We start from the raw sequence: 10,126 nt of genomic DNA, 5'->3' as shown, positions 1-10,126 counted from the left end.
CATACTGCCCGAAGGAGCAAAAACCCATGGCCAGCATTAGCTACTCCCGCGATGTACGCACTCGGCGATCGAGGCCAAACGGTCGACGGGCCGGCCGACGACATCCGCGGCCGTCACGTGATGGACAAAGACGGCGTCGGCATTGGCAGGGTGCCGACCTCATCATCGATGAACAACAGGAGAAAGTTCGTTTTCTCCTCGTCGAACATGGTGGGTTCCTCGGCGTCGGTGATGAGGAGACCCTCGTGCCGGTCGACGCCGTCACCGACATCACCAAGGACGAGGTGATCATCGATCAAGCGGGCGCGGGTGTTGCGGGGGCGCCGGAGTACGACGCGACCTTCGTCAACGATCGGCCCTACCACGCGCATGTCTACAGCTACTTCGGAAACGAACCGTACTGGGGCGCTACCCATACCTATCCCCTGCACGTCAGTTGGGCTTTGGGTAAGGAAAACCCTTGATCGCAAGGGGAGCCGCTGCGAAAGGCCCGTTGGGATTGCCGGCGACGGTCCGAGCATGCCTGTTCGACTTGGACGGCGTGCTCACCGACACCGCGCGGCTGCACGCAGCGGCATGGAAGGAAATGTTCGACGCCTATCTTGAAGCCCGCGCCAACGAAGCAGGGGCTGCCTTTGCCCCGTTCGATGAACTCGCGGACTACGCCGCCTACGTGGACGGAAAGAGCAGAAGCGACGGAACGATATCGTTCCTACACTCGCGCGGCATCGAGCTCCCACTGGGGTCGCGAGGAGTGCGGCTCACAAGTGACAGTAGCTACCAAACATCCGATCTCACCCGAAATCAAGGCGATATGACGATCACGAGACTCGGTGAGTACAAGAATGCCATCGTGATGCGCAGGATCCGCGACGGTGGGGTCGAGCCCTATCCAGGTTCCGTCTACTACGTGCAAGCTGTGCGGTCAGCTGGTCTCAAGACGGCCGTGGTGTCCTCCAGCGCGAACTGCGCGGAGGTGCTCCTGTCCGCAGGCATCGCAGACCTCTTCCAAGCGCGCATCGATGGCGTCACAATCGAGGCGCAATGCCTCGCGGGCAAGCCAGCACCGGACCCGTACTTGGCCGCGGCCGCGGCGTTGGGCATCGAACCCTGCGCAGCCGCGGTATTTGAGGATTCCCTCCCCGGTGTCAGGGCCGGGCGGGCCGGCGGCTTCGGCTGGGTGGTCGGCGTCGACCGCGTCGGCCAGACCGAAGACTTACTTGCCGATGGCGCCGACCAGGTCGTACTGGACCTCGGCGACCTGCTCAGCAAGAATGCTCCCTCGTGATCGGACGCCCCGGGTACCCGGCCGAACCGTGGTGCCTGCGAGAGACCTCGCTCGATCTGGATGGCTTAGCGCACAGCGAGTCATTGTTTGCTTTGTCCAATGGCCACATTGGCTGGCGTGGGAACCTGGACGAGGGCGAGCCGCACGGCCTCCCGGGGACTTATCTCAACGGGTTTTTCGAGGAGCGGCCGCTGCCCTACGCCGAAGTGGCCTTTGGTTACCCCGAGGCCGGACAGACCGTCATCAACGTCACCAACGGCAAATTGATCCGCCTTCTCGTTAACGACGAGCCTTTCGATATCCGGTACGGGCGCCTCCTCGAACACGAGCGGGTTTTGGATTTCCGCACCGGGTTACTGCACCGCGAGGCGTCCTGGGTGTCTCCGAGTGGGCAGGGTGTCAGGGTTCGATCGACGCGGCTGGTGTCTCTGGTACAGCGTTCGGTGGCCGCCATCTGTTACGAGGTGGAGGCTCTCGATACTGCCGCTCGGGTAGTACTCCAGTCGGAGTTGGTGGCTAACGAGCCCCTACCCCCTGGTGGCGGCCGCGACCCGAGGGAGGCAGCGGCGCTTCAGACCACGCTGCACTCTGAACAGCACAGATCCGAGGCGGGTTCTGCATCTTTGGTGCACCGCACGAGCGTCAGCAATTTGCAGTTAGGGGCGGCGATGGATCACCAGATCGAGGGACCGCCATCAGTGCAGATATCAAGTGAAAGCGCCGAGGATCTGGCCCGAGTTACGGTTACAGCGAAACTCGAGCCTGCGCAACGCCTCCGGCTGATCAAGTTTGTGACCTACGGATGGTCCGCGATTCGTTCGCAATCGGCAATCGCCGACCAGATCGCTGCCGCGCTGACCGCAGCCGTTCAAACGGGCTGGGATGGTTTGGTCGCAGAGCACCGCGCGTATCTGGATGATTTCTGGGGAGGCGCCGACGTCGAAGTCGAAGGCGACCTTCGGGTCCAGCAAGCGGTGCGGTTCGGCCTGTTCCACGTCATGCAGGCGGGCGCTCGGGCGCAGGGTCGCGCGATTGCCGCGAAAGGGCTGACCGGTCCCGGCTATGACGGCCATGCCTTCTGGGACACCGAAACTTTCGTGCTGCCGGTACTGACTTACACCGCGCCGCGCGCGGCCGCCGACGCGTTGCGGTGGCGGCATTCGATCCTGCCGCAGGCCCAGATCCGCGCCAAACAACTCGGCCTGGCGGGTGCGGTCTTCCCGTGGCGAACCATCGATGGTCGCGAGTGCTCTGGATACTGGCCTGCCGGCACAGCCGCGTTCCACGTAGCTGCCGATATCGCCGATGCGGTAGTCCGTTACGTCCACATCACTGGCGACGAGGACTTTGAGCGGGACGTCGGAATGGAAATCCTGGTTCAGACCGCGCGGTTGTGGGCCTCGCTTGGCCACTTCGACGCACGTGGCGGGTTTCGGATCGACGGAGTGACCGGCCCCGACGAATATTCGGCCATTGCCGATAACAATATCTACACAAATCTGATGGCCCAGCACAACCTGGTGAGCGCGGCGAAGGCGGTGCAGCGCAATCCCGACTGCGCCCAAGAACTCAACGTCACGGCGCTGGAGGTCAACGCGTGGCACAAGGCAGCGAAGGCGATGATCCTGCCATACGACCACGAACTCGAAGTCCACAGCCAGTCGGAAGGCTTTACCCGCCACGAGGTGTGGGATTTTGACTCGACCTCCAGCGATCAATACCCCCTACTGCTGCACTTCCACTATTTTGACCTCTACCGCAAGCAGGTAGTGAAACAGGCAGATTTGGTGTTGGCAATGCACCTGCGCGGTGAATCTTTTTCGAGCGCTGAGAAGGCCCGCAATTTTGCCTATTACGAAGCTCTTACGGTCCGGGATTCCTCCCTGTCCGTCTGCGCTCAAGCGGTTTTGGCCGCTGAGACGGGCCATCTCGACTTGGCATACGACTACCTGACCGAGGCCGCGATGATGGACCTCGGAGATCTGGCCCGCAACACCCGTAATGGGCTACATCTCGCATCCCTTGCAGGAGTGTGGACGGCGCTGGTTCCCGGTTTCGCTGGCATGCGGGACCACGGAGGGACGGTCGCTTTCACCCCACGCCTTCCAACAGGCATCACACGCCTGACGGCAAAAGTCTGCATCCGGGGTAGCAGACTCAAGGTCGAAATTGCCCCTACGGCAACCACTTACCGCGTCCTCGAGGGGCAGCCCCTGGAATTGCTGCACTATGGGCAGCCGATGACGGTGGCCATCGACAGCCCGATCTTCTTGCCGAACCACGAGCGGCCAGCCGGCCCAGCTCCCACTCAGCCGAAGTCTCGCGCACCCATGCCGCACCCCTGATCACTCCGCGCCGACGGCAGCTCCAGTGACCTAGCCCTGCCAGGTTGCCTGCGCGACTGTGTCGCCGATTCGATCGACGTCGAAAATTGCGGTCCCGGTGGCGGCACCTGACAAGACGATGACAAAGATGCTTATTATCTGGTTATCTAATTAGCCTTTGCCAGCAATAACTTTTGGTCTGGTTTCGTCAGCATGTTGCCACCTGGTGCCCCACCACTTCGCCCCCCAACACTTCGCCCCCCGCCACCGGCACACCCATCGGCCGCACTTTGTTGGAGATCTGCCTGCTGCCGGCCTCGCCACTCAATCACGATAGCCGGGGCAACCACCGTAATCGCGACATACAGTGCGGTGCCCCCAGCTCGATATGAGTGTTGAGGAGGTCGGTGCGCGGAACCCGGTGTTCGAGCCACTCCCTGCATCGGTGGTGATCGGGACCAGAATGAGCGCCACCAGCGAAAGGACGAAGCCTCCTGTGGTGCAAATCGCGGAAGCTATGGGGCTGACCTCTGCGAATCCTCTGAAGCGCCAACGCCAAGACCGCAACAGTCCACCCGTCTCAGGCTCGGCGTTCACAGTGGCAAAAGAACCGGTTTCACTAAGCAGAACCTGCACTTCTCGACTGTGTTGGTGGGACCGACGGCCGCTGCGGGGGGAACAAATTAACTGGTCCCAGCACATTCGACCTTCGACGTGTTCGAAGTGAGCGCTCGCGCACTGCGTAGACGACCAAGCCTGCCGCGACCAGCGACAGGCCAATAAGCACGTTCTTCCAGCCGAGCGAGGGCAGTTGCGCGAGCGCCAAAATTGTCCCCAGGGCCGGAATGGCGATTCCGAAGGGAAGTCTCAAACCCGCTCCGGGCCAACCATTTCGAGCCATTTGTAAGGCTGTGACATTCATGAGCACGAGCCCGACGATTCCGGCAACACTGCAGTAGGCGACGATGCTCTGGAGGCCCCCGGTGAGCATCAGAACGACCGCGACGATTCCGGTAAGCAACACGCTTGCGTAGGCGTGGCCGCCCTTACGGATGTGGCCCATCCGGGCGGGGATATCGCCGTTAGCCGCCATCTTGATGAGCAGCTGACTGTTGCCTAGGATTACCGCGTTCGCACCTGAGAGGGTGGAAACGCATGCTGTGATGGCGATGATCGCCCCACCCCAAGGCCCTATGAGGCTATTCGCGGCCTGCGCCACACCCGCAGCTCCGAAAGCCTTTTGACCGCTCATCAGCATGGCCACCGTGATCCCTACATACACGATTGCCACAATCAGCAAGCTCACCAGGATCGCTAGCGGCACCGTGCGGCGGGGATTCTTGACTACCCCGGCCACATTGGTGACGACGCTGAACCCCAGGTAGGCGCTGAACAGCAGTCCGCTCGACGTCAGGACGACCCCCAAGCCGTGCGGAGCGAACGGAACTAAGAGATCGACCTTGAACGACGCGAGGCCGACTCCAATGAGACCGACGAGAACGGTCAACTTGAACACCACCAGCGCTGTCTCAGTGCGGCCGACCAGATCGATCGGGCCCAGGTTCAGCAGAACCAGCGCGAGCGCAGCCGCGAGGCCCATCAGCAGGGGGTTGGCCGCTGCGAGAAAATATCGTAGATACGATCCAAACGCCACCAGCATGAACGCGCCCCCCGCGATTGCAGACACATAAAAGGCCCACATCGTCACGAAGCGCCAGCGAGGCCCCAGATGTTGAGCGATCGGGCCGTATCCTGAGTCGCCGTCCTTTGCTCGGCTGGCGACCGCGGCGAAGGACAACGCACTAAACAGCACAGCGACCGCGGCGAGGAAGTAGGCAACCATCGCTAGCGGGCCAGTGTCGTTAAGAATGATCCCTGACAGAGCGAAGACTCCCCCGCCCACCATCGTCCCCACACACAAAGCTATGGCGGCGACCAACCCGATCTGATGGCCATCTGATTCTCCGTCGACACTCATGACGTGACATCGACACCCTCTGCGTGCAGAGCAACCGCGACATCGCTTGCCCACGAGGGCTTGTGCCTGCGGTAGATGATCAAGGGTGCGGCCGTGAGGACGGCGGTGATGGCGACGATGATGAAGGCGTTCGTCCAGCCTTGATACCACAACGTCGCGACGCTCGACGCGAAGACGGTGATCAGGAAGACCACCATCACAGTCCAGGCGACACGCTTATTGCCCATATGAAAGGCCCGCTCCGTCGACGACTGCGTCGACCGGAGCCGGAGGATACCGATCGCCATGAGAACGTAGACAACGATGTAGATGATGGCCGTGGCTGTCACCAGAAGCAGGAACGCGTTGTTGACGCCTGGGATAAGGATGAAGATCAGTGCGAAAAACGAGATGACGGTGGCCTGAGTAATGAGAACCGTTGGTGCGACATCGAATTGGTTGGTCTTCCAGAATCGCAGTTTCGGTGGATACAGCCCACGACGGGCGCTGGAGGTGATGGTTTTGGACGGGCCTGAGGCCCATGCCGAGAGCTGCACCACGACACCGACGAGAACGGACGCGGCAAAGACGTTTCCGAGCCACGAGGGCAGGCCCAAAATGCCGAGGATGATGACCGGCGCCTGTGCGATGTTGTTGAGGTCGATGGTGCCCTTCGGGATGACGTTGGCAGTGACAAATGCCAGCAGTGTGTTGAAGGCAAACATGAAGATCAGGGCCATGAAAATGCCCCTGAGGTACGTCTTGACAGGTGTCTTCAGCCGGGGAATGTACACCGACGACATCTCAATTCCGGAATAGATGAAGACAATCGAGGCGAAGAATGCGAGCGTGCTCACCGATTGCGAGGAGAAGGGCAGCAACACCCTTCCGGTAGCGGCGCCGCCGAGATAACTATCCTTCTGGATGCCGACTTTGAAGAGCGCGATGACGCCGAGCACCATCATGAAAGCGACCGGTAAGTAAAGCCCTAAGATCACACCGATCCGTCCCCCGATGCGCGCCATGTCAAAAAACAAGTTGAGAATCGTGATGGTCCAGTAGGTAACGACGATGCAGATCAACGTGAAGATGCTGTTCGAGCCGAGCTGGGTGTCCCCGATCGTGACGGCGACCAGTGGCGCCACCACCGATGCGACCATCACCATCCCGGGAAACATCTGTACCCAGAGGAGCCAGGAGGTGGTGAAACCCCAGCGCGGCGAAAGGCCTTTGGTCACCCATAGTTCAGGCCCGCCGGCGCGCGGGAACTTGGCCGCATATTCGCCAGACATCAACGTGATGGGAAGCGCAAACAGCAAAGTCGCTACCAGCATGTAGAAGAACATTGTCCAGCCGGTCGCGGCCACGTTGGGGATATTGCGGACGCTGGCGACGATCGCAACAGTCATCCCGAAGAAGGTCAGGACACCGACTGTTTTGAGCGCTGCGGTCCTGGACGAACCGGTCTTGCGCCCGGCGGTCTGCTGGGGACTGGCCCTGGGCGAACCGGCATTGGGCGATGCTTCCTTGATGCTCATCCTGAAAGCACCTCGGACAAACGCTCATTGAAGGCGGCCTCAATCGCTGTCGTGTAGTAGCTGAACAGTTCATTGGAGTTGAGATACGGGTCCAGGATCGACGCGCGCAGCAGGGTCACGGATTTCACTCGTCCCCATTCGGAATCGTCAAAACCCAGTGAGTGAATGAACTTTGCGGGGCTGTCGCCGTAGTCCTGTCTGGAGAACGTTGTGTGTGAGGTAATAAAAATATTGTTGTATTCGTGGCCCGCGAGGTAGGACGAAAGGTCGTACATCTTCTGGTTGAGGTCGTTCACCTCTTCGAGAGTGGTCATGTCGTCGGCTTTGAACACCCAATCGACCATGTTGAAGTCCGGATCGTGAAGCGGGAAAGCCCGCACCACTCGTCCGGCGACGGTGAACTTTAGATCGGCGAGGAAATCCCGGAACCTGTGTGCCGTCTGCATTCCAGAGGCGATGAGGCGTCCGTAACCAGAGACATCTAGAGGGAGACAGCGATGAGCCGCCCATACAGATGCGGCGGTGGCACCGGCGCGAGATCCCTCCAAGGTGAAGGCTCCCAACATGTCCGGAGCCACGACGCCTTTGTCGAACACATAGGGCGCGAAGTATGAGATGACGTTGCGCATCTTCTTTAAGCGGATTGCGATTCCCCCAGCGGCATAGGGCACGTAGCCCATCTTGTGCGGGTCAACCGTGACCGACTCCACTTGCGAGATGGCCTTGAAGCCGGCGTACACCTCCTCGGAGACTAGGAGATCGCGCGAGAAAATCCCGTGGCTTTGATGCAATTCCGAAAGCTCAGGGTAGTCAACGAATCTGCCGTCGGTGTCGAAGAAGAGCGAACGCGCGTATCCACCGTAGGCGGCGTCGCAATGGATGTAGAAGTAGAGCCCGGAGGCCCGCATTCGGTCGCGAAGGGCAATGATCTTGTCAACCTCATCGACCGCCCCCTCTTCGGTGGTGCCAACGACGGTAACGAGGCCCAAAATGGGCGTGCGCGATTGAGCCATCTCCTCGACAATTTTCGTCAAAGCTTCGATGTCCATGCGGTAGTTGTCAGACACGGGAATGGCGACCAGCTGGTCCAAACCGACGCCAATGATGTCGGCTGCCTTCAGCCAGGAGTAGTGCTTCGTCTCAGGCACCAGCCATTTACCGAGCCGATTAATATTGCGACCGGAGCGCGACGAAGCTCCCTTCACCTCGTCGTATTGCTCCGGGGTCAAGGTATCGAGTAGGTCAAGGATTTCCTCCACGCTCATATTTAGCAGTTCCCATTCGGATTTGCCAGCAACGGTCTCGGGCAGAGTCTCGGCAAGCGCCAAGGGAATGGACTTGAGGGACCTTGCGTACCAAAGCCCCTCCAGGTTGGCGATGGAGCCGTCAGCTGAGATGTGGCCCCAGCCTTCGTCGAATCCGAAGAGCTTCGCGAAGTCCGCACCGACCTCGGCCTCCATCTTGGAGGTAGCCATAGACGACTCCAGCGCCACGTTGTTGGGATTCCACAACATGGCAAAGGTATAGGCCAGAATGGCGGGCATGAGCGTTTCGGCGTTCATGTGGCCCCAGTAGCGTCCCGCGCTGTTCCACGGCACCGAGCCAGCACGGAGACGCTGCGACAATTCCGACATCACTTCGCGCATCCGTTCCTGGGCCGCCTCATATTCCGGCATCGACTTATCGTGGACGGCAATGCCGGGGCGATCCCCCGGCATGTAGTTCTGACGCCAACCGATGTGCTCGTCAACCAACTTTTCGAGAAGCTCCTTGAAGATGGGGCCGTTCTCCGCTTGGTCTCCAATGAACAGTGCTCTGTAGTCGATGTCACTCATCTTGTCTACTCCTGACTTTGACGTGCTGCGAGAATGCTTTCTAGGCAACGACTCTGAGACACACTTGTCATTTTGGTCGATCCTCGTCCCGCGGGGACTCAACAGGGACAGAGGCCGGACCGGACTCAAATTCGGCGGCGGCAGCGTTGAGGGGATTGATCATGAAGGGGTTGGACTGACCTTCGTACTTCATCTCGTACGGGTCAGCACCCGGGCTGACAGATTGGGTGGGTTGATTCTGCGATGAGTTCATGAAGTGCTTTCTGGGTGTGCAAATCTACGGGTTATGAACGTGTGAGTCATTCGAAGGCGCCCCTCATACCCCGACGGCAGCTCCATTGGTGGTGGCTGGGTGGTCGGGCTTCACCGTTGTAGGGGCGGTGGGTGCCGCGCCTTGCGCTGCGGCCGGCGTGATGATGGGTTTAATGGTCGGCGCCCCGACGGACGTAGACGCGGCAGATTCGCGCGCTAAGAAGGACCCAAGCTCGGCGATGGTCGTCATCAATGGGGCAGGGAAAACCACGGTGGTGTTCTTGTCCACGCCAATCTCGACCAACGACTGCAGATTCCGTAATTGCAATGCCAGTGGATGCGCCATCATTATGTCCGACGCATCACCGAGTGCTGCGGCCGCCATTGATTCACCCTCGGCGTTGATAATCTTCGCGCGCTTCTCCCGCTCCGCCTCGGCTTGCCGGGCCATCGCTCGCTTCATCGACTCTGGAAGCTGGATGTCCTTGAGTTCGACGAGAGTCACCTGGACGCCCCACTCCACGGTGGTGACATCCAGGATCTCGCGAATGTCCAGATTGATCTTGTCTGTTTCCGACAAGGTCTCATCGAGGGTGTGCTGACCAACAACCTTGCGTAAGGTAGTTTGCGCGATCTGATCTATTGCGGAGTAGACGTTCTCGATTGCGACGACGGACTTGACGGCATCTACCACGCGGAAATAGGCGACGGCGGAGACATCGACGCTGACGTTGTCCCGGGTAATAATCCCTTGCGATTGGATGGGCATCGTTACTATGCGAAGAGACACTCGCCGCATCACGTCGATTACTGGAATGATGAGGTGCAGCCCGGGCGCTCGCACTCCGATGACCCGTCCAAGCCGGAACAACACACCTTCTTCGTACTGTTGGACCACCTTGAGTGCCATCCCCAGAATGACCAACACGAAT

The 10,126-nt window shown here is 60.0% G+C and carries 8 protein-coding genes; 3 read left to right on the top strand and 5 right to left on the bottom strand.

All coding sequences use genetic code 11. The annotated features are described in order from the left end of the window. Nucleotides 1-26: 26 nt before the first annotated feature. From EH165_RS02560 to EH165_RS02550, 3 genes are read left to right on the top strand one after another with little or no spacing between them, the layout of a single operon-like run. A complete protein-coding gene (locus tag EH165_RS02560) occupies nt 27-464 on the top strand; it encodes a PRC-barrel domain-containing protein (RefSeq protein WP_206426063.1) in 438 nt (145 codons plus the stop codon). Further along, nucleotides 461-1,288 carry an HAD family hydrolase gene (locus EH165_RS02555; RefSeq protein ID WP_239020669.1) on the top strand — a complete coding sequence of 276 codons (828 nt, stop codon included), beginning with the start codon at nt 461-463 and terminating at the stop codon, nt 1,286-1,288. Before EH165_RS02560 ends, EH165_RS02555 begins: the two co-directional genes overlap by 4 nt. Beyond that, a complete protein-coding gene (locus EH165_RS02550) occupies nt 1,285-3,633 on the top strand; it encodes a glycoside hydrolase family 65 protein (RefSeq protein WP_124797888.1) in 2,349 nt (782 codons plus the stop codon). Before EH165_RS02555 ends, EH165_RS02550 begins: the two co-directional genes overlap by 4 nt. A gap of 598 nt (nt 3,634-4,231) precedes the next feature. On the opposite strand, the gene EH165_RS02545 is transcribed toward EH165_RS02550, so the two are convergent. The 5 genes from EH165_RS02545 to EH165_RS02525 all read right to left on the bottom strand — a co-directional run bounded on the left by EH165_RS02545 (nt 4,232) and on the right by EH165_RS02525 (nt 10,104). Beyond that, complete coding sequence (locus tag EH165_RS02545; RefSeq protein ID WP_124797887.1) at nt 4,232-5,590, bottom strand: APC family permease; 1,359 nt, start codon at nt 5,588-5,590, stop codon at nt 4,232-4,234. Next, on the bottom strand, nt 5,587-7,107 hold the full coding sequence (locus EH165_RS02540) for an amino acid permease (RefSeq protein ID WP_124797886.1): 1,521 nt from the start codon (nt 7,105-7,107) through the stop codon (nt 5,587-5,589). The genes EH165_RS02545 and EH165_RS02540 overlap by 4 nt, the downstream gene beginning before the upstream one ends. Further along, entirely contained in the window at nt 7,104-8,942 is a 1,839-nt protein-coding gene (gene tdc, locus EH165_RS02535; protein WP_124797885.1) for a tyrosine decarboxylase, read from the bottom strand. The genes EH165_RS02540 and tdc overlap by 4 nt, the downstream gene beginning before the upstream one ends. 67 nt (nt 8,943-9,009) lie before the next feature. Beyond that, nucleotides 9,010-9,195 carry a hypothetical protein gene (locus EH165_RS02530; protein ID WP_124797884.1) on the bottom strand — a complete coding sequence of 62 codons (186 nt, stop codon included), beginning with the start codon at nt 9,193-9,195 and terminating at the stop codon, nt 9,010-9,012. A gap of 63 nt (nt 9,196-9,258) precedes the next feature. After that, nucleotides 9,259-10,104: a slipin family protein gene (locus EH165_RS02525; RefSeq protein WP_422392123.1), complete on the bottom strand. Its 846-nt coding sequence runs from the start codon at nt 10,102-10,104 to the stop codon at nt 9,259-9,261. Between the last annotated feature and the right edge of the window lie 22 nt (nt 10,105-10,126).

It is taken from the genome of Nakamurella antarctica (assembly GCF_003860405.1).
In the GTDB taxonomy this organism is placed as follows: domain Bacteria; phylum Actinomycetota; class Actinomycetes; order Mycobacteriales; family Nakamurellaceae; genus Nakamurella; species Nakamurella antarctica.
This window is presented reverse-complemented; position numbering and strand designations above follow the sequence as displayed.